This is a genomic window from Streptomyces sp. NPDC047515, assembly GCF_040643055.1.
Taxonomy (GTDB): Bacteria; Actinomycetota; Actinomycetes; order Streptomycetales; family Streptomycetaceae; genus Streptomyces.
On record NZ_JBEYTM010000036.1, the window covers coordinates 23,700 to 47,720 of the forward strand.

A 24,021-nucleotide genomic window follows, 5' to 3' on the forward strand; every position below is an offset into this window, starting at 1 on the left:
ATGTCATCGCGCCGTCTGGGAGTCCGCGCGGCCCGGGAAGTCGCCGCCGCAGCCACACTCGATGACGCCCTCGGACAACTGGCGGCTACGCCGTACCGGCGCGCGCTCGACGCGGACGCCGGGCTGGCTGCCGCGCAGCGGTCCGTAGCGGCCACCCTGCTGTGGCATCTGCGGGTGCTCGCGGGCTGGCTGCCGCGTCAAGGGGCAGGCGCGGTCCGCCTGCTGGCGGCCGGCTTCGAGATCTCCAACGTGGAGGAACACCTTCGGGTGCTGTCAGGCTCGGCCCCCGACAGGCCGGGCTCGTACCGGCTCGGCGGGTTGGCGACGGCCTGGCCTCGGCTGGCCGAAAGCCGGTCCCCGGCCGAACTGCGGGCCGCGCTGACCTCCTGTGCGTGGGGGGATCCCGGGGACGACTCGGCGGCTGCGGTGGGCATCGGCATGCGGATCTCTGCCGCTACCCGCACAGCGGGGGCCGTGCCGGAGGCGGTGTCCTGGGCAGCAGGACGTCTTGCCCTGCTGGTCGCCCGTGAGCTGTTCGTTCACGGGCGTCCGCTGACGGAACCGTCCGGTCGGCGCGCTGCCCGGGTCCTCGGCCCCGGAGTCCTGCGCGCCGCCACCTTCGCCGACTTCCGTCGGCAGATGCCGGGCACGGCGCGCTGGGCGGTGGACGGTATCGACGAGTCGGCCGACCTCTGGCGAGCCGAGGCGCGCTGGTGGACACGGGTCGAGAAGGACGGCTCCGCGCTGCTGCGCGGCTCGCGCCTGGACACCGCCCCGGTCCTCGGTGCTGTCGCGGTGCTCTCGACGGACGCCTGGCGGGTACGGGCGGCGCTGGAGTCGGCCGCACGGGGCGGCGAGCTGGAGGCCTTCGATGCGCTGGGCTGAGGCCGTGACACCGGTCCGCATGCAACGGGTGGCGATCGTCGCGCCGCGCGAGGCACTCCGGGAGACGCTGGTGCGGCTCGCGGACGCCGGGTGCGTCGAGATCGACCGGGCCGACGGCTCCGGGCAGGGAGAGCGTGGACCGGCCGCGCGTCGACTGAAGCTTCTGCGCGCCGAGCCGCCGAGAGCGATGCTCTCCGCCGACCCTCCCGACCTCGACGCCCTCGAACACGAGGGCCACGCGGATCTGCTGGCGGGCGAGGCACAGCTTGAGGAGCGTTCCGGCAGCGCTGTGCGGCGCGGAAACGTGGTGGCCCTGGCCGGCTGGTGCCCAGCCGACAAGGTACCGGCGACGGCCGGGCGGGTGGCCGAACTCGGCGGCGCGCTCGTGGCGTTGACAGCACCGCGGGGCGTCGACCCGCCGACCCTGTTGCGCAGCACCGGACCGGTGCACCGTTCGTTCACGCCGCTGGTGCGCACCTACGGGACAGTGCCGTACGTCGATGTCGACCCGACGTGGCCGGCCGGGATCGCGTACGTGGTGATGTTCGGCATGATGTTCGGCGACGCGGGGCACGGCACGCTGCTGCTTCTGGTGGCGCTCCTGCTGCGGACCGGCCGCCCCCGCAGGCTGGTGCGGCTCCGTGCGATGTGGCCCTTCGTCGCGGGGGCCGGGGTCACGAGCATCGCGTTCGGCTTCGCCTATGGCGAGTTCTTCGGTCCGACGAAGGTCCTTCCCGTACTGTGGCTGGCCCCTCTGGACCATCCCGAACAGCTGCTCGCGGCCGCCGGCGGAATCGGCGCAGTACTGCTCGCGCTGGCGTACGGCGCGGGAATCGTCAACCGCTGGCGGGAGGGCGGCCCGGCGCGGGCGCTGTACGCGGTCTCCGGCATCGCAGGTTCGGCCCTTTTCCTCGGCCTCGTCGGCCTCGCCGCAGGTGGGTATCTGCACCACACGTACCTCACCCTCACGGGAACCGTGATCGCGGCTGGCGGTCTCGTGCTGGCCGCCTCGGGACTGTTCACCGCTTCGGGGGGCGGTGTCGCCGGTGCGATGCAGACCGCGGTCCAGCTCTTCGACTCGGTGGTGCGGATCTTCTCGAACACCATCTCCTTCGCGCGGCTGGCCGCCTTCGGGCTGACGCACGCGGCGCTCGGCGCCGTCGTGTGGCGGGGAACGACCGCACTGGCCCACATGGGTCCGGGCGGGCTGATAGGGGCGGCGGCCGTCTTCACCGTCGGCAATGCCCTGGCGTTCTCACTGGAGGCGCTGGTCGCCGGGGTACAGGCCCTGCGGCTGGAGTTCTACGAGCTGTTCTCCCGGGTCTTCGAAACCTGGGGCCGTCCCTTCCGCCCTTGGCATGTGCCCACGCACCACACGGAGGTGGCACCGTGATCGCCTGGCTCATCGCGCTTCCCGCCCTCGCGTTGATCTTTACCGTCACCCGCCGGCTGGCGCGCCGGCACGGCCGCGCCGCCCTCCGGTTGATCATCGCCGCTGACGTGCTGCTGTTCGTCGGTGCGCTCGCTGTGCTGATCGTCGCGCTCAGCGGCGGCGCGGCGCGGGCGGCGGCGTCCAGCACGGCCGCTGCCGGGTCCGGTGCCGGGTCCGCCGCTCTGATCGGCGCCGCGATCGCGGTGGCAGGGGCCTCGATCGGTGCGTCGATCGCCGTCGCCTACACCGGAGCGGCGGCGCTGGCCGCCATGAGCGAGCGTCCCGAGCTGTTCGGCCGGGCGATGGTCATCGTCGGACTCGCCGAAGGAATCGCCATCTACGGGCTGGTGGTCGCGGTCCTGCTGCTGGGCAAGGCCTGACTATGGGCCGGGTGGTAGCCATCGGAACACGGGCACGGGTGGCCGGGCTGTCGCTGGCCGGGGTGAGCGTCCTCGTCGCAGAGGACCCGGAGGCGGTACGCCGGGCCTGGCAGAGCGTGTCGGACGAGGTCACGCTGGTGATCGTCACCCCGGCCGCAGCCGAAGTGCTTAGCCGGACACAGTTGGAAAGCACACGGCCCCTGATCGCGGTGATGCCGGCATGACGACACCGGCCGCTGACCAGGCAGACGCCCTCGCGACGGTACGGGCCGAGTTGCTGCGCTCGGCCCGGGCCGACGCCGAAGCACTGATCGTCCAGGCCGCACGCGATGCCGAGACGGTGCTCGAACGCGCCAGGAACGAGGCCGAGGAGATCGTGGAACAGGCCCACCGTGAGGGTGCGGCAGAGGGCACTGCAGCCGGAGCTGCGGAACTGCTGCGGGCCCGCCGGAATGCCAGGGCCTGCGAGCAGGCTACCCGCCGGGAAGCATACGAGGAGCTCCGCCGCCAGGTGACGGAACGCTTCCGGGCCCTGCGGTACACGGCGGACTACCCCGGCCTGCGTGACAGGTTGGAGCGGCGGGCCCGGCAGCTCCTCGGTCCCGACGCCACCGTTGCGGAACAGCCCGGTGGCGGGGTGATCGCCCACGCTACAAGTCGGCGGGCCGACTTCACTTTGGACGCCCTCGCCGCCCGTGCACTCGACCGCCTGGGCGCGGACACGGAAGCCTTGTGGGCGCCATGACCGGCTCGCCCCGAGCCGGTCCCGCGATCCTGCGGGTCGCGGGACCGCTGGTCGAATTGGAGTACACCGGAGACACCGCCATGAACGACCTGGTCTCCCTCGGAGAGGCCAGCCTGCCCGGCGAGGTGGTGGCGATCACCGACACCGTGGTGACCGTCCAGGCGTACGAGTACACCGGTGGCCTGGCGCCCGGACACCGCGCCCGCCCCCGGGGCAGCCCGCTGTCGGCGCGACTGGGCCCCGGGCTGCTCGGCGGGATCTTCGATGGCCTGCTCCGCCCGCTGTCGGGCTCTGGCGACTGGCTGCTGCCCGGAAGCGGGGGAAGCGAGGACGAGGCGCGTACCTGGGGGTTCACCCCTGCCGTGGAAGTCGGCGATCGGGTGACAGGGGGGCAGGCGCTCGGCGAGGTCCGGGAGACGGGTCCTGTGCAGACTCGGATCCTGGCACCGCCCGGCTGCACCGGCCCGGTGGAGGAGATCGTCCCGGAAGGGAACTACACCCAGGACGCAACTCTGGCCGTCGTCGGCGGCACCGAGGTCCGGATGACCGCCGACTGGCCGATCCGCCGGCCGCGCCCCGTGCGTGAACGCCTCGACGCCCGCCAGCCGCTGCACACCGGTCAGCGTGCGATCGACCTTCTCTTCCCCGTCGCCCGGGGCAGCACGGTAGCCGTCCCCGGCGGATTCGGAACCGGCAAGACCCTGCTGCTCCAGCAGATCGCCAAGTGGTGCGACGCCGATGTCATCGTCTACGTCGGCTGCGGCGAACGCGGCAACGAGATGGCCGATGTCATCGCCGAATTCTCCGAGCTCGCGGACCCCCGCACCGGAGGCCGACTGATCGAGCGCACGGTGGTCATCGCCAACACCTCCAACATGCCGATGATGGCCCGGGAGGCCAGCATCTACACCGGTGCGACGGTCGCCGAGTACTTCCGGGACATGGGGCGCGATGTAGTGGTCATCGCCGACTCCACGTCGCGGTGGGCCGAGGCGCTGCGCGAGTTCGCCTCCCGCACCGGCGCCCTGCCAGCCGAGGAGGGCTATCCGGCGGGTCTCGCCTCGGCGATCGCCGCGTTCTACGAGCGCGCCGGTGCGGTGACCACCCTCGGGGGTGACCGGGGCTCGGTCACCGTGATCGGCGCGGTCTCCCCACCCGGGGCGGACATGGCCGAGCCGGTGACCGCCCACACCGAGCGCTTCGTACGCTGCCTGTGGACGCTCGACCGCGAGCTCGCCTACGCCCGCCGCTACCCGGCGATCTCCTGGGCGGGCTCCTTCTCGCGCGACGCCGACACCCTCGCGGCCGGGCACGCGGAGGCCGGCGACCCGGCATGGCCGGGCAGACGGGCAGAGATCAGCTCCCTGCTGGCGGAGGCCGACCGGCTCACCGATCTCGTCGACCTGGTCGGCATCACCGCACTCCCCGGCCAGGAACGCGTCAGCGTGCTCGGCGGCCGACTGGTGCGCGAAGGGGTCCTCCAGCAGAGTGCCCTGTCCGACCGGGACGCCTACTGCGGTCCGGAGAAGACCTCTGCGCTGGCCGAAGCGGTCCTCACAGTCATCGCGCGGTGCCGGGAGCAGGCCGAGGCCGGTGTGCCGGCAGGCTCCATCGAGGAGGCGGACTTCGGCCCCCTGCTGCGCGCCCGAGAGGAAGTCGGCCCGCACGACTTTGCGGGCGTGGCCCTGCGGCGGGACGCCGTGCTCGCCGTACTGCGGGAGCTGATGTGACCGCCTGGGGCGAGGTCGAGTACACGGCCATCCGCGAGCTGCGCGGCCCGCTCGCCGTCGTGGAAGGGGTGAGCGGGGTCGGCTGGGACGAGTTCGTCCGGGTCACCCTGGAGTCCGGCGAGCAACGGCACGGCCTCGTGCTGGAAGTTGACCGCGAAGTCGCTGTGGTGCAGGTCCTGGAGGACACTGCCGGCATGGATCCCGCACGCGTGCGGATGGCCTTCGCCGGAGGGCCGCTGCGCATCCCGGTCGGCCCCGGCTGGCTGGGCCGGGTCTGCAACGGCCGCGGCGAGCCGGCCGATGGCGGGCCCCCGGTCTTCGGGACAACCACCGCGGCTGTCGGTGGCACCCCGATCAACCCGGTGAGCCGGCAGCCACCCGGAGAGCCCGTACTCACCGGTGTCGCCGCCGTCGACGGGCTCACCACACTGGTGCGCGGGCAGAAGCTGCCGGTGTTCTCCGTCGCCGGTCTGCCCCATCTGGAGCTGGCCGTGCAGATCGCCTCGCAGTCCACCACTGGTGGCGAGCCGTTCTGCGTGGTCTTCGCGGGTATGGGGCTCACCCACGCCGATGCCTCCTTCGTCCGAGATGCCCTGGAGGGGCGCTCCGCCGCCCACGAGCTGGTGCTGCTGCTCAACACGGCTGATGAACCAGTCATCGAGCGGATCCTCACCCCGCGTCTGGCACTCACCGTCGCCGAGAACCTCGCGTTCGACGGTGGCAGGCACGTCCTCGTGGTGATGACGGACATGACCAGCTATGCGGAGGCGTTGCGCGAGGTGTCCGCGGCGCGTGGCGAGATCCCGGCGCGTCGCGCCTACCCCGGCTACCTCTACAGCGACCTCGCCTCCCTCTACGAGCGCTGCGGGCGGATCCAGGGCCGGCCGGGCTCCGTCACGGTCCTACCTGTGCTGACCATGCCCGCGGGCGACATCACCCACCCGGTTCCCGATCTGACCGGGTACATCACCGAAGGCCAGGTCGTCCTCTCCCGCGCGACCCACGCCCAGGGTGTGTACCCCCCTGTGGACGCGCTTTCCTCGCTTTCCCGGCTGATGCGCAAGGGTGCCGGGCCCGGCCGCACTCGCGACGACCATCTCGACGTCGCGGCGCAACTGCTGGCCGCGCTCGCCCGCGCCCGCCAGGTCCGCGAACTCACCGACCTGGTCGGGGAGACGGCCCTGAGCCCGGCCGACCGCCGGTACCTGGAGTTCGACCAGGCCTTCCTGCACCGTTTCGTGGATCAGCGACCCGACGAACTGCGCACCCTGGACCAGACCCTGGACCGCGCCTGGCAGGTGCTCCTCACCTTGCCCCGCAGTCAGCTCGCCATGCTGCCGACCGCCCTGCTCGACGCTCACGGGGCAGGGCCGTGAGCACCCTTCACGTCCCGCCCGGACGTGCCGGACGCCTCCGTCTTCGGCACAGCCTGGACGTCGCCGAGCGCGGCGCGGACCTCCTCGAGCAGAAGCTCCGCATCCTGCGCGCCGAGCACCAGCGTCTGCGACAGGCCGAGGAAGCCGCCGCGCAGGTCTGGCACGAGCGGGTGAAGGAGGCCGAAACCTGGCTGGTGCGCGGTCTCCTGCTGAGCGGGGAGGGGGCCCTGGAGGCGGCGGCGGTAGCACTGGACCGAACCGATGTAGTGGCCCGCTGGACCAGCTCCATGGGCGCCCGGTACCCGGAGGACGCCTCCTGCACCATGCCCGCGCGCCCCCCTACCACTGCCGCACCGGCCAACACCGCCTTGGTGCACGCGGAGGCCGCGTACCGAGATGTGGTCCGGGCGGCCGCAGAGCACGCCGTTGCCGCAGCCGCCGTCCGCATCATCGGCGCGGAGGTGCTGAGCACCCGCCAACGGGTCCGCGCCCTGCAACGCCACTGGATCCCGAATCTGCGCGAGGCACTCGCCCGGACCGAGCTCGCCCTGGAAGAGAGCGAACACGAGGACGCCGTCCGGCGATGCTGGGCCTCCGGCGTGCGCCGGGAAGAAGGACCGCGCTCCCGATGAAACGGCCCTGAGCTACGGCCAGGTGGCATGTAGCGCTGAGTAACTACTCTGGGCTGTGGCCACGCTGCTGAAGGTCGGCGAAGTCGGCGTGGGCCTGAGTAATGGCCTCCGGATACGCCTGGATCTTCTCGTGCTCGGCGAGCGCCCGGTAAATGCTCGACAGACTCGGGTTTTGGCCCTTGCGGCGGCCGGTGGGGATGAACAGGTCGGGCTGGATCGTCTCGACGATCTCGCCATTCGCGCGGCGGAGCATGGTGTGGAGCATGTCGTCGGTGATGACCGGCGGCCGTCCGCCGTGCTTGCCCTGCGGGCCGCGGCGTCCAGCCCTTCGAGAGCCGCCTCCCGGATGTCCTCCCGCTCGGTCTCCGCCATCGCGGCGAAGAACCCGAACAGCAGGCGGCCCGGGCCGGTGGGGTCGTAGATCCCGGCCAGTATCTCCAGCACCAGGCCGTGCGCGGTGAGGTGGTCGGCGAGCGCGGTCAGCTTTGCGGCATCCCGCCCGAGCCTCTTCATCTCGTTCACTGTGAAGATCACCCGGCAGTGGGGGCGTGGGCCTTGATCTCGCGGGCGGCGGCGAGCGCGGCCTCGAACTGCGGGCGGACCCGCACTCGCGTGCTGATCTTCTCGGCGAAGATCTTGTCCCGGGAGATGCCGCGTTCGGCGAGCGCGTCGAACTGCGACTGGAGCTCCTGCGTGAGGTTGGGACAGCGGGCGTACCCGATGCGGATGTCCGCGCTGGGAGTGTCCGGGTCAACGGGGTGCAGGCACCGGGACGCCTGGCCGCCAAGGCTGGCCGGGGAGCGGCGGGTGTCGGTACCCGCAAAAGTTTCGCGCGCCGGGGCAGTTCATTCCAGCAACATGCCCGGTTCCACTTTTGAGTGAGAACGAGTTGTGACAGTGAAACGGCGATCCGGGCCGCCTCCATGGGGCGCTGTTGATCTTGCTCCGGGAAAGGGTCGTTTCTGCGAATCGCAGTGCGCGACGACGCCGTGTCCCCCTCCTCGCCTCCAGCTCGACACCCTCGCCCTATACCGTGCGCCGATATCGCAATCCGTTTCTGTTCGGCCGGTGCGGCCATCATATGGGGAGTGAGTGATGGACACGTCGGCAGCCGCTGCGGGCACCGGGGAGCTGAAGCGACGTCTGGGGGTGTTCGACGCCGTGATGATTGGACTCGGCTCGATGATCGGCGCGGGTATCTTCGCGGCGCTCGCCCCGGCCGCCGGCGCGGCGGGGTCCGGGCTGCTGCTCGGTCTGGCGCTGGCGGCGGTGGTGGCGTACTGCAACGCGATGTCCTCTGCCCGGCTGGCCGCCCGCTACCCGGCCTCGGGCGGCACCTACGTCTACGGCCGTGAGCGCCTGGGGGCCTTCTGGGGCTACCTGGCCGGGTGGGCCTTCGTGGTCGGCAAGACTGCTTCCTGTGCGGCGATGGCCCTGACGGTGGGCTTCTACATGTGGCCGGACCAGGCGCACGCGGTGGCGGTCGCCGCAGTGGTGGCGCTGACCGCCGTGAACTATGCCGGGGTCCAGAAGTCCGCACTCCTGACCCGCGGCATCGTCGCCGTCGTGTTGGCGGTGCTCGCCGCAGTGGTGACCGTCTGCCTGACCCGTGGTGTAGCCGACACCGCGCGGCTGGACATCGGCACGGACGCGACCGCGGGCGGGGTACTCCAGGCGGCCGGGCTGCTGTTCTTCGCCTTCGCGGGGTACGCGCGCATCGCCACCCTCGGCGAGGAAGTCCGCGACCCGGCCCGCACCATCCCGCGTGCGATCCCGATCGCGCTCGGCATCACCCTGGCCGTGTACTCGGCCGTCGCGATCACCGCCCTGACCGTGCTGGGGCCCGGCGGCCTGGGGCATGCCACCGCCCCGCTGACCGACGCCGTCCGTACCGCCGGCGCCCCCGCCCTGGTGCCCGTGGTGCGCGTCGGGGCCGCGATTGCCGCGCTGGGCTCCCTGCTGGCACTGATCCTCGGCGTCTCGCGCACCACCCTCGCGATGGCCCGCGACCGGCACCTGCCGCACGCGCTGGCCGCCGTCCACCCGCGTTTCCAGGTTCCCCACCGTGCCGAACTCACCGTCGGGGTTGTCGTCGCGGTGCTGGCCGCGACTGTGGACGTGCGCGGGGCGATCGGCTTCTCGTCCTTCGGCGTGCTGGCCTACTACGCCATCGCCAACGCCTCTGCCTTCACCCTCACCGAGGGCCGTCCGCCGAGGATCGTGCCTGTCATCGGAGCCGCCGGATGCGTGGTCCTGGCCTTCGCCCTGCCACTGGCCTCCGTGCTGACCGGGGCGGTGGTGATCGCGTTCGGCGCCGCCGTCTACGGCCTGCGGAAGGCGGCCACCCGCACTTGAACGGCTACGGGAGGGACCGGTCGGCGGGCAGAACCTCACGGGCCGGCTCTGCCCAACGCCCGCCGGTCCTCGGCCAGCGCCACCCGCCCGGCCTCCGTCGCCCGGTACACCCGGCGGGTGCGGCCTTCGACCACCCTCTGCTCGGAGACGAGCAGTCCGTCCGCCTCCAGCCGGTGCAGCGTCGGGTACAGGGTCCGGGGCCGATCTGGTAGCCGTGACCGGCCAGCTCCTGGGCCATCCACGCGCCGTGGATCTCCTCCTGGGCCGCATGGTGCAGGATGTGCAGCCGTTGTTCGCGGGGTCCCAGTTCTCCACTACCTGCAACCCTTCATGGATCTCCTGGCGCATTTCGACGTCGGCGAGGTAGTCGCAGACGAACGCAGTGCGCACCGCGCGGCCCAGCTCCTCGATCGCCTGGTCGGTCGGGTGCTTGGGTCCACACGCCACCTGGCCGTAGCGGCTGTACGAGAACAGAGCCGAAACGCCGACCACCGCAGGTGCGAAAGGCAGCGTGCGGCACCGGCCTCCGGACTCGCGCCCGCAGGATGTAGTACCAGCGGGACAGGCCGCGAGGCGTACCGAGCGGACCCGGCCGGCACGCCTTGTGGTCCGGTAGGCCCAAGCCGGGGACGACCCGCACGGCGCAGGCTGGAGTCCTCAGCAGGTCGAGGAGGCGGTTGCCGCTTCTCCTCGCAGGCGAAGCGACGTGCCGCCAATCGACGGCGGCACGCCTCCCAGGCAGCCTGGAGTACTCAGCGGAAGGAAGTACCTGGCCATGACCCGGCACACCAGCACCGAGAAGCCACGCACCAAGCAGTGGAGCGTGCGTCTGGACCTCTTCGAGGAAAGTGACCTCACCAAGGTTCATGCCATCCTCGACACCGGTGACGCCATCCTTCAGAGCCGTACCTCCGCCCAGCGCAACCCTCACGACGCACCCGTCCCCGAGATCGGCGACGAGTACGCTGCCGGCCGGGCCCTGATCGACCTCGGCAATCAGCTGCTCCGCGCCGGAAGTACGGACGCCGCGTCGAGCGACCTCGCCGCCCCGGGGTGAACGGATGAACGAACTTGAGAACAGCCGCCCTCTGGGCCGTGGTGCTTCCGCCAGACGTCCGAATCCTCAGTGGGGGGCGTCAGCAGCCGTTTCAGGTTCGCTCGACGGTGAGGTCGAGGAAGTGGGCCGAGCATGAGATGCACGGATCGTGATTGCGGATCGCCCGTTCGCACAAGGCGGTCAGCTCCGCATCGGTGGGGTCGCCGCCTCCCAGGCGTTCCTGCACGATGCCGCGGAGGTCCTCCTCGATCGCGCCGAGGTTCTGCGCGGTCGGCGGGACCAGGCCGGCGTCGGTGACGGTCCCTTCGGCGTCGAGGGTGTAGCGGTGGTGGAGCAGGCCGCGCGGCGCCTCGGTTGCACCGTGCCCGGTTCCGGCTCGTGCGGGCACGTCGACGTAGGGGCGCGGTGGGGGTTCGTAGGAGTCGATGATGCGCAGTGCCTCGTCGGCTGCGTAGAGCACCTCGACTGCTCGGACGATGATGCTGCGGAAGGGGTTCCGGCAGACTGTGCCCTGCCGGGGGTCGCCGAGTCCGGCGTCGTGGGCGGCGTGGAGAGCGATCGACGACAGCCAGCGGCCGCTGATGGCGTATCGGGCGAGTGAGCCGGTGAGATGGCGGCGGCCGTCCAGCAGGGAGTGGAGGGCAGTTGAGTGGGGCACTTGGCTCTCGGCGACGTGGGCGCCGAACTCACGGGCCCCGAAGGTACGGAGGGGCAGCGCGCGGTCGGATCCGGGCGGTAGACCGGCGGTGTGCGGCGCGGGCATGACGGTCGGGGTGCCGGACTCGATCGCGTAGGTGCCGGGCTCGGACAGGGCGAACAGGTCGTTGTCGCATCCGGCGTCGGGGAACTCGAAGCCGGCCACCCAGCGTACGGTTTGGGCCGCGTCGTCGCGGGCCCGGCGCAACCGCTCGGCCAGCGGGCGCAGTTCGTTCGCGGTCGGGATGCGGTGGAAACCACCGAGTCGCACATTGACCGGGTGGATAGCCCGGCCGCCCAGCAGCTCCATGATCGCGTTGCCGGCCTGCTTGAGCCGAAGGCCGCGTTCGACGTCGGCACGTCGGGTGCGGGCCATGTCGATGATGCTGTCGCAGCCGAGGAAGTCGGGCGCGTGAAGGAGGTGGATGTGCAGTGTCTGGCTCTCGATCCACTCACCGCAGTAAAGCAGTCTCCGTAACGCGGCCAGCTGTCCTTCCACGACGACGCCGCAGGCGTCCTCGACCGCGCGGCAGGCGCTCAGCTGGTACGCCACCGGGCAGATCCCGCACACCCGGGAGGTGATGTCGGGCGGCTCGGTGTAGGAACGTCCGCGCAGGAACGCCTCGAAGAAGCGCGGAGGTTCGTAGATCGCCAGTCGGGCCTCAGTGACCTCGGCGCCGTCCGTGCGCAGGTACAGCGCGCCCTCACCCTCGACGCGGGCGAGCGATCCGACGTGCAACACCCTTGAGCCGCGGTGGGTCACCCTTCCAGTTCCTTCCGGGAGGCCGCGTCGAACTCGGGAGCGGCGGTGTTGAAGGTGCGCAGCACTCGCACCACGTCGAGGGTGTCCATGCCGTCGCGGCGCAGAAGGGGGATGAACGAAGGGAAGTTGGTCGAGTTCGACGGGCCGAAGCAGCCGTAACAGCCTCGTCCGTACGCAGGGCAGAGCGCCCCGCATCCGGCGTGGGTGACCGGCCCCAGGCAGGGCGTGCCGTGGGCCACCGTCACGCAGACCGTGCCGCGCTGCTTGCATTCGAAGCAGACGCTGTGCGCGGGTACGTCCGGTTTACGGCTGGCCAGGTAGGCGGTGATGACCTCCACCAGTTGGCCGCGGTCGATGGGGCAGCCGCGCAGCTCGAAGTCCACGGGAACGTGGGCGCTGATGGGTGTGGAGGTGGCGAGCGTCTCGATGTAATCCGGTCTGGCGTAGACGGCGGCCTGGAAGTCGGCGACGTTCGCGTAGTTGCGCAGCGCCTGGACGCCGCCCGCGGTCGCGCACGCCCCGATGGTCACCAATCTCCTGGAGACGGCCCGGATCTGCTGGATCCGGTCGGCGTCCTGCCGGGTGGTGACCGATCCCTCGACCAGTGACAGATCGTACGGGCCCGGTGCGTCGGCACTGGAAGCCTCCAGGAAGTGGGAGATCTCCACTTTCTCGGCGATGCCGAGGAGTTCGTCCTCGCAGTCCAGCATGGTGAGCTGGCATCCGTCGCAGGAGGCGAACTTCCACACGGCGAGTCTGGGTCGGTCACTCGCGGTCATGTCACAACTCCCTGACCAGGAGTAGGGATCGGGCCTTGGTCCAGCTGACCACGGGGCCGTCGCGGCAGAGCAGGAGGGGGCCGAGCTGGCAGTGCCCGCAGTGGCCGGTGGCACACTGCATGTTGCGTTCCAGCGAGACCCGGATCAGCTCCGGATCGACGCCGCGGTGCACCAACTCGTCGGCGGTGGCCCGGATCATCGGCTCGGGGCCGCAGATGAACGCCGACGACGCCCCGGGGGCGAAGGCAGCCCGGTCGAGCAGGGTCGTCACCACGCCGACGTCGCCCCTCCACAGCTGGTCCGGGCGGTCCACGGTGGTGAGGACTCGGGCAGCCGACCGCCAACCGCGAATCTCCTCCCCGTAGAGCAGCTCGTGGGGCGTGCGCGCTCCGATGAGAACGTTCAGCCGTCCGTACCGCTCGGGTGCGGCAATCGCGTCGCGTACGAGCGGACGCAGCGGCGCCAGACCAATGCCACCGGCCACCACGATCAGGTCCGTGCCGGCCGCGGCGGGCAGTTCCCAGCCGGTGCCGAACGGTCCGCGCACTCCGACCGTGTCACCGCGCCGCAGGGCGTGCAGTGCGCCGGAGATCACCCCGACCGTGCGGACGGTGTGCGTCAGGCGGTGCCCGTCGATCCCGCTCACCGACAGCGGGATGTCACCGACGCCGAAGGCATACACCATCGCGAACTGCCCCGGAGCGAAGAGCGGGAGGGCCGAGCGGACCGGCTCCAGGACGATCGTGGCGGTGTCGGAGGTCTCGGCCTCCCGTGCCACCACCCGGTACGGGACGGGCACAGCCGACGGGCGAGCAGTCGATGTCTCGGGAGCCGTCATCTCGCCTCGCCGACGTCAGGAGGCCCGTACAGGTCGAGCAGGCGGAGGCGGGTGGACTTCAGCCGCCGTGCGATCACCTGCGCGACGCAGTTGGTCAGCGCCAGGCCGAATACGGGATCCTCCTCACACGCGGCGCGGATCCGCACCGCGTCGAACTCGGACGCCGAGACGGTACTGCGGGCCTGCGCGCCGAGGTGCCAGCGATACGGCTCGAACAACCAGGACCAGCCGAGCAGATCGCCTTCACCGAGGGTCTCCACGACTGCCGCGGACCGGCCCGGGACGTGGACGTCAAGCGCGACGAGCCCGGAACGGACGATCCAGAACCGGTCGGCGACGCCGCCCTCCTCGAAGATGCGGGTGCCACCGGGGAAGGAGACATCGTGGGCAGTCGCGACCAGCTGCTCGCGGTGGCCGAGCGACAGGGCGCCGAGAAAGCCGTGGCAAACGACGGTCATGCCGGGGTCTCCCCCGTATCCTGCCCAGCGGCCTCCCGTTCCAGGCTGAGCGCGTGGGCCTCCTCGGTGATGTCGATGCCGACCGGGCACCACACGATGCAGCGTCCGCAGCCGACGCACCCGGAGCTGTCGAACTGGTCGTACCAGGTGCCGAGTTTGTGGGTGGCCCACTGCCGGTACCGGCTGCGCGAGGAGTCGCGGACCGGACCCGTCTGAAGGTGAGAGAAATCCAGATCGAAGCAGGACTCCCAGCGCCGCCACCGCTCGGCGTGGTCACCGGTAAGGTCCGTGACGTCCTCCGTCGTGGTGCAGAAACAGGTCGGGCAGACCATGGTGCAGTTTCCGCAGGTCAGGCAGCGGGCCGCGACATCGTCCCAGCGCTCGGCCGTGAGGGTCTCGCGCATCAGCACCTGCAGGTCCACCAGCGGCATGCTGCGCCCCATGCGATCGGCCGCGTCGGCGACACGCTCACTGGCCGCGGTCCGGGTCGCGGCGTCGGCGGGACGGCGTGGCAGCTCGGCAAGAACCGACTGCCCCTCCTCACTGCCGCTCCGCACCAGGAAGCGGTGGCCGTCGGCATCCAGCACCTCGGTCAGCGCCAGGTCGTAACCGGGCCCCACGGCCGGGCCGGTTCCCATGGACACGCAGAAACAGGTGGCACCCGGCTCGGTGCACTCCACCGCTACCAGGAAGGCCCTCTCACGACGTCCGCGATAGGCCGTGTCACTGTACGTCCCGCCGGTCAGCACCCGGTCCTGGATCGCGATGGCCCGTAGGTCACAGGGGCGCACACCGAGGAACGCGTACGGCGACGGCGATGTCCGGTCCTCGCTCACCACCAGCTCGCCGTCGGTACCGCGATCGGCGGTCCACTGCCGCTCGCGCGGCGGGTGCAGGAACGTCTTCCAGGACTGAGGGCCCGCGCTGTGCGCGAACGCGGCGCCGTCCTCGCGGGCACACAGCCGGTAGACGCCTGCCTCCAACTCGACTCCCCAGCCGTAGGGGAGTTCCGCACCACCGGAGATCTCGGACAGGACGATCGCTCCGTCGCGTACGGTCGGTCCCACGACCGTACGGCCACGCCCGGCCAGCACTCTGATGAGCACGTCCAGGCCGGCCTTGTCGATCACCGCAGCCGTGCCGTCGTCGTCCGCCATCGCGCCCACCTTCCGACACCGCCGATGATGCTCTCCCGGCCAGTATGTGCACGGACCTGTTGCCTGGCCTGGGCCGACCGGGCCCAGCATGGTCCAGGTGGCTGTGTCCGTACCCCGTACGGACCCCGCGCGGTCCCGGTACGGGAGGCGATCCCATGCGGCGGGAAGAGGCAGGCGTGTGAACCTCGCCGCGCGAATCGCCGTCATCGGTGTCGGGAACGACTTCCGCCACGACGACGGTGTGGGATGGGCTGTCGTGGCCCGGCTGGCCGAACGAGCCGAGGAACGGCCACTGCCGAGCGGGACCGCCCTGTTCGTGTGCGACGGCGACCCTGCCCGGTTGATCACACTGTGGGAGGGCGCCGGCCTCGCCATCGTGGTGGACGCCGCACACGCACATCCCGGGCATCCCGGTCGGCTGCATCGCCTGGAGCTGGACGGTGGACAGCTGCCGCGGACAAGCAGTGCGACAAGCTCCCACGGGCTCGGGCTCGGCTACGCGGTCCAGCTCGCCCGCGAGCTGGACCGGCTGCCCGGACAGCTGGTCGTCTACGCCGTGGAAGGAGCGGACACCAGCCTGGGCAAAGGCCTGTCGGCACCTGTCGCAGCGGTTGTGGAACCGCTCAGCGAACGGATTGCGGAAGAAATCGAGCACCACGGGGGTTCTGCCGGCGCCCGATAGACCGGAACCAGCTGTGCTCGGCACCCGGGGCGGCAGCCCGGTCCACGCGGATCACCGCGGCCACCATCGCCCGGCGCGTCGGGCTGGTGAGCGTTTCGATGAGGCTGTCGCGCGGGGTCTTGAGGTAGGGGGCAAGCTCCGTGAGCCGCAACGCATTTGGCCGACGGCGGTCCATGGGGGACGTACACCGCCGCGCTGTTCAGGTTCCGTGGCCGGAGCCGCGGACCACGACAACGGGGCACGGGGCGTGCTGCACGCAGTGCTGGCCGACCGACCCCAGCAGTGCCTCGTTGAATCCGCCGTGCCCCCGGTTGCCCACGACCAGCAGTCGTGCTCCTGCGGCGGCAGCGAGCAGGACGACAGCCGGATGTCCGTGGGCCGAGATGGGGCGGAGGTCGACCGGCCGTCCCGGGCCCTGGCCGAGGGCCTCGTCGATCGCCTGATCCAGGATCTTGCGTGCCTGCTTTTGGTAGTCAGCCGGATCCTTGTCTATGGGCGGGGCCAAGCCATACCAGGCCGTCGGGAAGTCCCAGGCAATAGTCGCGTCGACCACGCCACCCATCAGCTTCGCCTGGCCGACCGCCCACCGCAGGGCTGCCTTCGACGGTTCGGAGCCGTCGACACCCACCACAATCCGCGGAACTGATGTTGCTTCGTCACTCATCACGCACCTGCCTGGTCGCGCTTGGTATCCCCTTCTCACCATCCCTGTGGCAGCCGCGGGCCGCCACCTCAGCAGGACGTCGATGACGTATGCCGACGGCTGTGCCTCGCGGCCCTCGCGCCGACGCAGCAGCCCGGTGGGCTGCTCGAAGACGCCGTCCCTCTGCTATTTGGCGAAGTGGCCGCAGACGGTTTCCCTATTGGCCCCCAGTCGGCGCTCCGGAGGGGCACTCACTCGCCCATGAAAAAGCCCTCAACTAGTCTATAAACAGCAAAAGCGACCTCTGGATCAGAGCGCAGACGATTGAGCCGCCGCCGGGGTGTTGCGGAGGAAGGTGACTGTCCACAGCGCGCAAAAAACCCCGGTCACCGCACCGGCCCCGTGGCAGAAGTGTATGAAGCCGTAGGTCGCTACGTTGCGGTGCATACCGGTTCGGGTCAGCAGGTGGCACCATCTGGAATTCGTGGCGAGCGTGCCGGTCGGGGTCATCGTCGTCGGCGGCGCCCACAGCCCGGTGGTGGTGCCGCCGCATGGCGCAGGCTCTCCACCGGGAGGAGCGCGCCTGTCGCAGTGCCCGTATGCCCTGATGATGTGCTGACGCGGACAGTGAATTCTGGCAGGAGGAGTGCCGTGGACAGCGTCCCTCCCCGGGCGCCTCGACGCCGTCCGGCCCTGACGCGGTGCTGCCCCTCGGCGGTGACGACCGGTGTCTGAGCGGCCGGAATCCGCGGCAGCTGGTCGCGAGGGCTGGGCCGCAGGCCGTCTCGTACGGCCGGGCCCGGCGTGGTGGCTCGGTGCCGGCCTGATGGTGGGGGCTGCGGTCGTGGTGGCCGTCTGGCGACGGCACGAGCTTGCCCAGGCGTTCTACTTCATCTCTCAAGTGCGTGTGCCGCAGCTGGCGGTTGCCGTGGGGTGCGAGGCGCTGTCGGTGGTCTGCTTCGCCGCTGTGCCTCGTCGGCTGCTGCTGGCGGGCGGGGTGCGGTGGAGTCTGCGGCGGATGACCGCGATCGCGGTGGCCGCCAACGCCGTGGCCGGCGCGCTGCCGGGCGGGGCGGCCTTCGCTACCGCATGGGTGTACCGGCAGCTGAGCCGTCGGGGCGTGGAACCAGTCCTCGGGGCCGCCGTGCTGGTGGTCGCCGGGGCGCTCTCGGCGCTCGGCCTGGCGATCCTGACAGTGCTGGGGATGTTCACGGTCGGTGCGGCCGGTGCCGCTGCCGTGGTGGGTCCGGTTGCCGGGGTCCTGGTGCTGGCGCTGGTGATCGGTCTGGTGGTCTTCAGCCTGTCCCGCTTCGCGGGCTTCCGCGCAGCGGTGCGGCGGACCTGGTTTGGCACGGGCGGGCGGTCCAGGCGGGTACGGCAGGCCGAGCTGATGCTGGTGCGCGTGATGGAGCAGGCCAGAAGCCTGCAGCCCGGCTTCCGGCCGTGGCTGAGACCGGCAACGTACGCCCTGATGAACTGGGTCTTCGACGCTGCCTGCCTGGCAGTCTGTCTGTGGGCGCTGGGCATCGGCGTGCCCTGGCGCGGGATCCTGCTCGCGTACGCGCTCACACAGATCCCCGGCAGCCTGCGGCTGACGCCCGGCAGCATCGGGGTGGTCGAGGCGAGCCTGTCCGCGTTGCTGGTGCTGTATGGCCTGCCTCCCGGACCGGCGATCGCTGGGGTACTGCTGTACCGGGCCATCAGCTATTGGGCACTACAGCCGGTCGGCTGGGCGAACTGGATCGGCGTGACCTTCCAGACCGATCGGCCCTCCCGGCGTCCTGGGCGCCGGACAGACTGCGGCACACACCAGCCGACCCAGCCACATCCGCGTGAGCCAGGGACCTGACCGGCTCTCACCGTGCCGCGGGGAGGGGCATCCGTTGACATCACCAGCACCGGCCGTGGTGACTCAGCGCCGTGGTCGTTCCTGTATGACGCCGGGAGGAGAGGTGCGGTCGTGCGGCGTGCGGAATGCGGTTCCGCGCGGATGTGGGGAGGGTCATCGTTTCCGAGAACGAGGAGGGGCTGGTGAATTCGGATTCGAGGGTGCCTGCCATGGCTTCAGTGAGGTCTCGCGACAGTCGCAGGGCCAAGCTGTCTGCTCCGGCTGAGGCCGGCGCGGTCGTCGGTTCGGTGCTCGGGGCATGAGGGCGGTTCCTGAGTTGGCGTCCGCGATGCGGATCTGCAGACGGCCGGGCAGGGTTTCGGCGGTGAGGGTCGGCGGCTGGCAGGGCGGGCTGTGGTGCGGTGCGTCGGCTGCCCGCGAGGCAAGTACGCGGCTGAGAGGCTGTCGGGTGACCTCGGACCGGAAAGCGGACGCGGTCTGGTGCGTGCGATTCCAGGGCGGAGGAGGGAGGCGACGCGGAGCGTCGTCGACCGACGACAGCGCGGGAAGCGTGCGTGCCAGGGCGTGGCCGCCCGGTCAGAGGTCACCCGACAGCCTCTGAGGAGGGAGGCATCGGCGATCACGTCGGGCAGCGGAGGTCGTCGATGGTGTGCCCGCCGGGCCCGAGGTCGTCCAGGGACGCGGTGAGAGCATCGTTCGGGTCGACCGGGCGGAGGTAGAGGTCGGTGGCTCCGCCGTACAGTCGGCTGAGGTCATCGAGGTCTTTGGCGGCGAGCACGATCCGAGCAGCCCCGCGGGCGCGGGCGGCCTGGCAGGCCGCGCCCGCCGTCGACCCTGTGGCCCCCGTCATAGGCCCCCAACACCGTGCGGCCCTCTCGATGCGGGGTTCATCAGCCAGGTCACCGTACGGCTGATGTCCGACAGCGACAGGATCCCGACGAGTCTGCCCTCGTCCATCACCAGGACGCGGTGCTCGGCCCCGGGCTCCATGCGGGGCAGCAGATCCGCCAGTGAGCCGTCCGGGCCCGCGACCGTGACCCGCGACAGCGGCACCATCACCTCGCCCGCCGTCACCGTCCCGCTCCTCTCCAGCGGCACCTGTCTGGCGCTGTCCAGCGTCACGAGCCCGAGCGGTGCCCCGTCCACACCGCTGACCGGGAACGCCGAGTGCCGGTACCGGTACAGCGGATCGGCCAACAGGTCCGCGATCGCCAGGGCCGCGGGCACCGTGAGCGGATCCCTTGTCATCGCGTCACGCACCGGGACACCGGCAAGCACACCGCGCAGCTGCGCCTGCCGTCCCTCAGCGGTGGCGGCAGCGATGAGAAACCAGCCGATCAGGGCCAGCCAGAGCCCGCCGAACCCGCCGCCCCTCATGAACGCCACAAGCCCCAGCGCGACGAGCAGCCAGCCGAGGACGCGTCCCGCCGTGGTGGCCCCGGCGGTCGCCCGCAGCCGGTCTCCCGTACGCCACCACAGGTAGGCGCGCAACAGCCGCCCGCCGTCGAGCGGAGCGGCGGGAAGAGCGTTGAAGACGGCGAGCAACAGGTTGATGCCCGCGAGCCAGGCCACGACTTCGACCAGAAGCACGGGCGCGGACACCAGGGCGAGCAGCCAGGTGCCCAGCAGGAAGAGCCCGCCCAGCAGAAGGCTGACCAGCGGGCCGACACCCGCGATCCGCAGTTCCGCCCCCGGGCTCGAAGCCTCCGACTTCAGCCGGGCGACCCCGCCCAGCAGCCACAGCACGATGTCGTCCACGACCACCCCGTTGCGCCGCGCCACCACGGCGTGCGCCAATTCGTGGGCGAGCAGAGAGGCGAAGAAGACCACGGCAGCCCCGAGGCCGGCCAGCCAGTACACCACCAGCGCATGGCCCGGATACACATGCGGGAGACGACTTTGCGCGAGGCCGAACGCGATGATGCCGAAGATGAACAGCACGCTCCAGTGGACCCCGATCCGAACCCCCGCGATCCGCCCCAGCGCAAAGGTCGCCCGCACAGCGTCTCTCCCCTGCTCGAACCCGCCCAGGACAGGGCTCCGACCCCGACGTCCTGGGATCTTCGTGTGAGGTGGTGCGAGTCCGCAGACAAGGCCCACCCTTCAATCGTGCGGCCGCATCCTCGCTCCGTCCATCGTCGCCCAGGAAAGCCCGATCCGGGCCCCGGCACAGCGCCGAACCGGGGATGTCCATGGCGCCTCTGCCGCAGTTTGAGTATCAGTGGTGGTCCGGCCGTCCGACCCCCGACGCACCATCCACTCACCGCCTGAGCCGAGTGCATCCAACGTGTCTGCACCGAGTACCCCCGTACCCACGTGCCCTTGCGGTGCCGTGGTGAACATCGCGGCTGTGGAGCCCTGGGCCACAGGATCTATGACTCGGGCCTTGGCCAAGCGGGTAGCACACGCCGATGAGGGCCGGGGAGCGAGTCCCGGGGCGGTGACGCACAATCGGATGGAGGGGAAGCCACCCCAGGCCCAGGACCGTTCCGTGAAGCCGGGCAGTATCCGGCACAGGGATGTTGGGTGAGGCTGATGACGGTGCCCGAGGTGCAGCAGGTCCGCCCGGCGCTGGATCCCACGGAGCGGGTGGACTGGCTGCGGCGGGATCTGCGCAGCTCGCGGCAGGGGCTTTCCGCGCGGGAGGCGGCGCGGCGGCTGGTTCATTACGGTCCGAACGAGCTGCGCCGGAGGGGTGGGCGGCGGTGGCCGGGAGAGCTGGCGCGACAGGTCGCGCATCCGTTGGCGCTGCTGCTGTGGGCGGCGGCTGGCTGGCGTGGGTGGCGGGGATCGCCGCGGTGGCCGTGGCGATCGTGGTGGTGATCATCGTCAACGCGGGGTTTGCGTTCGCGCAGGAGATGCAGGCCGAGCGGGCGGTGGAGGCGCTGGCGGCTTTTCTTCCGGTGAATGCCAAGGTGGTGCGCGAGGGCCAGGTGCAGGTGGTCGACGCCAGTGCTTTGGTGCCTGGGGATGTCCTGGTGATCGAAGAGGGGGATCGCATCTCCGCGGACGGCTCGGCTGATGGATGGAGGCATCGAGGTCGACCTGCCCGCTCTCACCGGGGAATCGATGCCTGCCTTCCGGTCCGCGGACCTGCTCGACACTCGTGTTCCGCTGCTGCACGCCCGCGACCTGGTGTTCAGCGGAACGACTTGCACCGAGGGTGAAGCGCGGGCTGTTGTATTCGCCACCGGCATGCACACCGAGTTGGGCCGGATCGCTGCCCTGTCCGAACGGGTCGAGCGTGAGGAAAGCCTGTTGGAGTCCCAGGTCCGCCGGGTGGCCTGGCTGATCGCGCTGATAGCCGTGCTCACCGGCCTGGCCTTCCTCCCGGTCGCGACGTTCGGCGCCGGGCTCCGGGCCCTCGATCAGGAATGCCGTGGTGTTCGCGGTCGGTCTGCTCGTGGGTAACGTCCCCGAAGGGCTGTTGTCGGTCATCACCCTGGCCCTGGGCGTACGCGCCCTGGTGCGGCGCGGCGCGGTGGTCAAGCGCCTGAGCGCGGTGGAGACCTTGGGCTCCACCGACGTGATCTGCACCGACAAGACCGGCACCCTGACCGAGAACCACATGCGGGTCAGCATCGTCTGGACGGCTTCGGGGGAACAGCATCTGGACGGCACATCACCCGGCCGACCAGGCGATGTCGCGATGCGCGATCTCGCGGTGGCGATGGCGGCCTGTACCAACGCCCAGCCCGATTCCGCGGGCGGCACAGTGGGAGACCCCACCGAGGTGGCGCTGCTGGAGGCGGCAGCCCGGCTCGGCCACCGCCTCACCACGACGGATCGGGACCAAGACCGCCGTCGCCAGTTCCACTTCGACCCGGTGCTCAAGCTGATGTCGACACTAGACGAGCGCGACGGCAGTGTGTGGGTGGATGCCAAAGGAGCCCCCGAGGCCGTGATCCCGCGCTGCACCAAGATCGCAGAGCCCGACGGCTGCCTCCACCCGTTGACCCCCGAGGAGCGCCGCGTCGTCGAGCAGCGTGTAGATACCTATGCACGGCAAGGACTTCGGGTGCTTGCAGTCGCCGACCGGCGCCTGCAAGCCGAACAGCCGCTGCCCGAACGCCGCGAGTCAGCCGAATTGTCGCTGACCCTGCTCGGCCTGGTAGCGATGCTCGACCCACCACGCCCGGAAGTGGCCGCGGCTGTCGCCGACTGCCACACCGCCGGCATTCGGATCACCGTGGTCTCCGGCGACCACGCGCTGACCGCCGCCGCCATCGCCCACCAGCTCGGCATCGCCGGCGAGCAGCCGATGGTCGTCACCGGCTCCAAGCGCTCCGCTGTGGGCACCCTGGACGACAAGCAGTGGAGCGCGGTGCGCGCCTCCGTACGCCGTCACGCCGGCCGTAGAGCGGCCGCACTCCTGCCGGTCCACCCGCCCAGCCGCTACCAGTACCGGTACGCCGAGCTGAATCTCCTGGCCCCCAGCATCGACGCCCTCTAGGGCCTCTTCGAGCAGGGCGCCGTCCAACAGGCCCTGGACCAGGGACTCTTCCCACAAGACGCCGCCCGGACCTGGGCGCGGCCCGAGCGCCGCCAGCTCCTCGTCGGCGACGCCACTGTCCCCAAAGCACCCTCCAAAGCAGAACAGGCCCTGACCGTCGACGCCGTCACCGGCCAGGAGCGCACGCACCGTGTCGACTCCGCCGCCCGCCTGTACTACGAGAACGGCGAGACGGAAAAGCGCCTCGCCAGGGGCACGAAGTGGTTCTTCGCCTCGGCCCGGAACGACGGCTACTGGCAGCGCGTCATCCTCACCGTCCGGCATGTCGCCGGCGGCGAGTACGAGGACGAGGCCGCCGTCGCCGTACGCGCCTTCAGTCAGCTCAGCAGCGTCCTGCCCGGCTGCATGGGCGTCGCCTACGACGGAGCCTTCCGCGGCGTCCACCGCGACGCCCTCGCCCGCCTCGGCCTGCTGGTCGTCAACCGGCAGCACGGCTCGGTCAAACCCCGGGCCTACGAACTCCTGCGCTTCGGGCGCTGCCGCCACGACCTGTGGTGCGACCAGGGCCGCATCGCGGAACGCATTCTCCTCGACGACGGCACCAGCGCCTTGCTCCCCGTCCCGGTCACCCGTCTCGAACACCGACAGGGTCGCACCAAGTCACGCTGGTACCACCTGCTTGACATCCCCTGCCGCCACGGCGCCCACCCCCACCGCGTCCAGCTCGGCATCACGACCACCCCCGACGACCGCACCGGCACCGATCCGGCCACCGGCCGCCGCCTCAAGAGCGACACCGAGCGCGACTTCCACCGCGCCGAACACCTCCAGCAGATTCCCGAGGCAACTCTCAGCCACCAGCTGACCTACCCGCTGCGCAGCGACTCGGAGTCCCTGCACAACCAGTTCGACCAGAGCATGTGGAACAACCGCATGATCTCCTACGGCCTCGAACGCCAGAGAGTCTTCGCCCTCGGCTTCGCTCTAGCCCAGAACGCCACCAGCCGCCGCATCCACAGGGAGCGGCACACCCCGGAAAAGCCCCCGCCGTCCAGGACGCAATCCCAACTGAACGCACGGCTCACGACGAGCTCCTGACGGACCAATGAGC

Annotated in this window: 26 protein-coding genes and 4 pseudogenes; 17 read left to right on the forward strand and 13 right to left on the reverse strand. The window is 70.8% G+C overall.

Going from position 1 to position 24,021, the window contains the following annotated elements; translation table 11 throughout:
* From ABZ826_RS26040 to ABZ826_RS26075, 8 genes are read left to right on the forward strand one after another with little or no spacing between them, the layout of a single operon-like run.
* Window positions 1-885, forward strand: coding sequence for a hypothetical protein (locus tag ABZ826_RS26040; protein ID WP_361452920.1), 885 nt, complete (start codon window positions 1-3; stop codon window positions 883-885).
* The gene (locus tag ABZ826_RS26045; RefSeq protein ID WP_361452923.1) at window positions 872-2,278 is read left to right on the forward strand and encodes a V-type ATPase 116kDa subunit family protein; all 1,407 of its coding nucleotides are present in this window, start codon (window positions 872-874) and stop codon (window positions 2,276-2,278) included. The genes ABZ826_RS26040 and ABZ826_RS26045 overlap by 14 nt, the downstream gene beginning before the upstream one ends.
* Window positions 2,275-2,697: an ATP synthase subunit C gene (locus ABZ826_RS26050; RefSeq protein ID WP_361452926.1), complete on the forward strand. Its 423-nt coding sequence runs from the start codon at window positions 2,275-2,277 to the stop codon at window positions 2,695-2,697. Before ABZ826_RS26045 ends, ABZ826_RS26050 begins: the two co-directional genes overlap by 4 nt.
* A gap of 2 nt (window positions 2,698-2,699) precedes the next feature.
* The gene (locus ABZ826_RS26055; RefSeq protein ID WP_361452929.1) at window positions 2,700-2,921 is read left to right on the forward strand and encodes a V-type ATP synthase subunit F; all 222 of its coding nucleotides are present in this window, start codon (window positions 2,700-2,702) and stop codon (window positions 2,919-2,921) included.
* Entirely contained in the window at window positions 2,918-3,442 is a 525-nt protein-coding gene (locus ABZ826_RS26060) for a hypothetical protein (RefSeq protein ID WP_361452932.1), read from the forward strand. Before ABZ826_RS26055 ends, ABZ826_RS26060 begins: the two co-directional genes overlap by 4 nt.
* A complete protein-coding gene (locus ABZ826_RS26065) occupies window positions 3,439-5,172 on the forward strand; it encodes a V-type ATP synthase subunit A (protein WP_361452935.1) in 1,734 nt (577 codons plus the stop codon). The genes ABZ826_RS26060 and ABZ826_RS26065 overlap by 4 nt, the downstream gene beginning before the upstream one ends.
* Window positions 5,169-6,548 (forward strand): V-type ATP synthase subunit B, encoded by a 1,380-nt coding sequence (locus ABZ826_RS26070; protein ID WP_361452938.1) that lies wholly within the window; start codon window positions 5,169-5,171, stop codon window positions 6,546-6,548. The genes ABZ826_RS26065 and ABZ826_RS26070 overlap by 4 nt, the downstream gene beginning before the upstream one ends.
* Entirely contained in the window at window positions 6,545-7,180 is a 636-nt protein-coding gene (locus ABZ826_RS26075; RefSeq protein WP_361452941.1) for a V-type ATP synthase subunit D, read from the forward strand. The genes ABZ826_RS26070 and ABZ826_RS26075 overlap by 4 nt, the downstream gene beginning before the upstream one ends.
* A gap of 43 nt (window positions 7,181-7,223) precedes the next feature.
* Here the strand turns inward: ABZ826_RS26075 and ABZ826_RS26080 are convergent, their stop codons facing one another.
* The 3 genes and pseudogenes from ABZ826_RS26080 to ABZ826_RS26090 all read right to left on the reverse strand — a co-directional run bounded on the left by ABZ826_RS26080 (window position 7,224) and on the right by ABZ826_RS26090 (window position 7,944).
* Window positions 7,224-7,445 carry a hypothetical protein gene (locus tag ABZ826_RS26080; protein WP_361453093.1) on the reverse strand — a complete coding sequence of 74 codons (222 nt, stop codon included), beginning with the start codon at window positions 7,443-7,445 and terminating at the stop codon, window positions 7,224-7,226.
* Between the two features lie 98 nt (window positions 7,446-7,543).
* Window positions 7,544-7,693 (reverse strand): annotated as a pseudogene (locus ABZ826_RS26085) (recombinase family protein); the annotation flags it as partial.
* A 17-nt stretch (window positions 7,694-7,710) separates the two neighbouring features.
* The gene (locus tag ABZ826_RS26090) at window positions 7,711-7,944 is read right to left on the reverse strand and encodes a recombinase family protein (protein WP_361453084.1); all 234 of its coding nucleotides are present in this window, start codon (window positions 7,942-7,944) and stop codon (window positions 7,711-7,713) included.
* A 331-nt stretch (window positions 7,945-8,275) separates the two neighbouring features.
* Here ABZ826_RS26090 and ABZ826_RS26095 point away from each other — a divergent pair, with 331 nt between their 5' ends.
* A complete protein-coding gene (locus ABZ826_RS26095) occupies window positions 8,276-9,535 on the forward strand; it encodes an APC family permease (protein ID WP_361452944.1) in 1,260 nt (419 codons plus the stop codon).
* A gap of 4 nt (window positions 9,536-9,539) precedes the next feature.
* Here ABZ826_RS26095 and ABZ826_RS26100 read toward each other — a convergent pair.
* Together ABZ826_RS26100 and ABZ826_RS26105 are read right to left on the reverse strand one after the other, a co-directional pair.
* A pseudogene (locus tag ABZ826_RS26100) lies at window positions 9,540-9,842 on the reverse strand (PadR family transcriptional regulator).
* A pseudogene (locus ABZ826_RS26105) lies at window positions 9,842-10,027 on the reverse strand (Tn3 family transposase); the annotation flags it as partial. The pseudogenes ABZ826_RS26100 and ABZ826_RS26105, both read right to left, overlap by 1 nt.
* Window positions 10,028-10,310: 283 nt before the next feature.
* Here ABZ826_RS26105 and ABZ826_RS26110 point away from each other — a divergent pair.
* The gene (locus tag ABZ826_RS26110) at window positions 10,311-10,592 is read left to right on the forward strand and encodes a dsRBD fold-containing protein (protein ID WP_361452947.1); all 282 of its coding nucleotides are present in this window, start codon (window positions 10,311-10,313) and stop codon (window positions 10,590-10,592) included.
* Between the two features lie 91 nt (window positions 10,593-10,683).
* Here ABZ826_RS26110 and ABZ826_RS26115 read toward each other — a convergent pair whose 3' ends face one another.
* From ABZ826_RS26115 to ABZ826_RS26135, 5 genes are read right to left on the reverse strand one after another with little or no spacing between them, the layout of a single operon-like run.
* Entirely contained in the window at window positions 10,684-12,051 is a 1,368-nt protein-coding gene (locus ABZ826_RS26115) for a nickel-dependent hydrogenase large subunit (RefSeq protein WP_361452950.1), read from the reverse strand.
* Window positions 12,048-12,830 carry an oxidoreductase gene (locus ABZ826_RS26120; RefSeq protein ID WP_361452953.1) on the reverse strand — a complete coding sequence of 261 codons (783 nt, stop codon included), beginning with the start codon at window positions 12,828-12,830 and terminating at the stop codon, window positions 12,048-12,050. The genes ABZ826_RS26115 and ABZ826_RS26120 overlap by 4 nt, the downstream gene beginning before the upstream one ends.
* A gap of 1 nt (window position 12,831) precedes the next feature.
* Complete coding sequence (locus ABZ826_RS26125) at window positions 12,832-13,668, reverse strand: FAD/NAD(P)-binding protein (protein ID WP_361452956.1); 837 nt, start codon at window positions 13,666-13,668, stop codon at window positions 12,832-12,834.
* Window positions 13,665-14,126, reverse strand: a complete 462-nt coding sequence (locus tag ABZ826_RS26130) for a cyclic nucleotide-binding domain-containing protein (RefSeq protein WP_361452959.1) — start codon at window positions 14,124-14,126, stop codon at window positions 13,665-13,667. Before ABZ826_RS26130 ends, ABZ826_RS26125 begins: the two co-directional genes overlap by 4 nt.
* Entirely contained in the window at window positions 14,123-15,283 is a 1,161-nt protein-coding gene (locus ABZ826_RS26135) for a 4Fe-4S dicluster domain-containing protein (protein ID WP_361452962.1), read from the reverse strand. Before ABZ826_RS26135 ends, ABZ826_RS26130 begins: the two co-directional genes overlap by 4 nt.
* Window positions 15,284-15,461: 178 nt before the next feature.
* Between ABZ826_RS26135 and ABZ826_RS26140 the strand changes: the two genes are divergently transcribed.
* Complete coding sequence (locus tag ABZ826_RS26140) at window positions 15,462-15,965, forward strand: hydrogenase maturation protease (RefSeq protein WP_361452965.1); 504 nt, start codon at window positions 15,462-15,464, stop codon at window positions 15,963-15,965.
* Between the two features lie 199 nt (window positions 15,966-16,164).
* On the opposite strand, the gene ABZ826_RS26145 is transcribed toward ABZ826_RS26140, so the two are convergent.
* Window positions 16,165-16,629 carry a universal stress protein gene (locus ABZ826_RS26145; RefSeq protein ID WP_361452968.1) on the reverse strand — a complete coding sequence of 155 codons (465 nt, stop codon included), beginning with the start codon at window positions 16,627-16,629 and terminating at the stop codon, window positions 16,165-16,167.
* A gap of 706 nt (window positions 16,630-17,335) precedes the next feature.
* Here ABZ826_RS26145 and ABZ826_RS26150 point away from each other — a divergent pair.
* Window positions 17,336-18,457, forward strand: a complete 1,122-nt coding sequence (locus tag ABZ826_RS26150; protein ID WP_361452971.1) for a YbhN family protein — start codon at window positions 17,336-17,338, stop codon at window positions 18,455-18,457.
* A 619-nt stretch (window positions 18,458-19,076) separates the two neighbouring features.
* On the opposite strand, the gene ABZ826_RS26155 is transcribed toward ABZ826_RS26150, so the two are convergent.
* Window positions 19,077-19,307 (reverse strand): hypothetical protein, encoded by a 231-nt coding sequence (locus ABZ826_RS26155; protein WP_361452974.1) that lies wholly within the window; start codon window positions 19,305-19,307, stop codon window positions 19,077-19,079.
* Window positions 19,304-20,458, reverse strand: coding sequence for a site-2 protease family protein (locus ABZ826_RS26160; RefSeq protein WP_361452977.1), 1,155 nt, complete (start codon window positions 20,456-20,458; stop codon window positions 19,304-19,306). The genes ABZ826_RS26155 and ABZ826_RS26160 overlap by 4 nt, the downstream gene beginning before the upstream one ends.
* Before the next feature lie 534 nt (window positions 20,459-20,992).
* On the opposite strand from ABZ826_RS26160, the gene ABZ826_RS26165 reads away from it, so the two are divergent.
* From ABZ826_RS26165 to ABZ826_RS26185, 5 genes and pseudogenes are all read left to right on the forward strand, one after another.
* Window positions 20,993-21,280, forward strand: coding sequence for a cation-transporting P-type ATPase (locus ABZ826_RS26165; protein ID WP_361453087.1), 288 nt, complete (start codon window positions 20,993-20,995; stop codon window positions 21,278-21,280).
* 35 nt (window positions 21,281-21,315) lie between these two features.
* Window positions 21,316-21,456, forward strand: a pseudogene (locus ABZ826_RS26170) (hypothetical protein); the annotation flags it as partial.
* A gap of 22 nt (window positions 21,457-21,478) precedes the next feature.
* Window positions 21,479-21,868, forward strand: a complete 390-nt coding sequence (locus ABZ826_RS26175; protein WP_361452980.1) for a hypothetical protein — start codon at window positions 21,479-21,481, stop codon at window positions 21,866-21,868.
* Window positions 21,837-22,910, forward strand: coding sequence for an HAD family hydrolase (locus ABZ826_RS26180; RefSeq protein ID WP_361452983.1), 1,074 nt, complete (start codon window positions 21,837-21,839; stop codon window positions 22,908-22,910). The genes ABZ826_RS26175 and ABZ826_RS26180 overlap by 32 nt, the downstream gene beginning before the upstream one ends.
* 405 nt (window positions 22,911-23,315) lie before the next feature.
* The gene (locus tag ABZ826_RS26185) at window positions 23,316-24,008 is read left to right on the forward strand and encodes a hypothetical protein (RefSeq protein WP_361452986.1); all 693 of its coding nucleotides are present in this window, start codon (window positions 23,316-23,318) and stop codon (window positions 24,006-24,008) included.
* Window positions 24,009-24,021 lie beyond the last annotated feature (13 nt).